The sequence below is a fragment of the Pseudomonas sp. 65/3-MNA-CIBAN-0223 genome (assembly GCF_040310425.1).
Classification (GTDB): domain Bacteria; phylum Pseudomonadota; class Gammaproteobacteria; order Pseudomonadales; family Pseudomonadaceae; genus Aquipseudomonas; species Aquipseudomonas gregormendelii.
This window is the reverse complement of sequence record NZ_JBEOPV010000280.1, coordinates 1-247: the sequence shown is the minus strand read 5'-3', so window position 1 is coordinate 247 and position 247 is coordinate 1. Positions and strand designations below refer to the sequence as shown.

The 247-nt window shown below is 66.4% G+C and carries 1 pseudogene; it reads right to left on the bottom strand.

Annotated features, from left to right (window positions below):
• Positions 1-247, bottom strand: a pseudogene (locus AAEZ09_RS28895) (lipopolysaccharide heptosyltransferase 1); the annotation flags it as partial.

Genomic DNA, 247 nt, shown 5'->3' with positions numbered 1-247 from the left:
AGCCCTGGGCGTCGATTACCAGGTCGTAACGACTTTCGCGCAGACGCGCCTTGAAGCGTCGCCACTCGCCGCTACGCAGGGTATCGATCGGATGTTTGCGCCAGCGACGAATCGCCACCGTGATCACCTGCGCCACCGCTGGATGCCAGGCCGGGATCTCGGCGAAGCCCTCCTCTACGACCCAGTCGAACTGAATGCCGGGCAGCGCCCGCTGCGCGTCGGTCAGCGCCGGCAGGGTATGCACGAC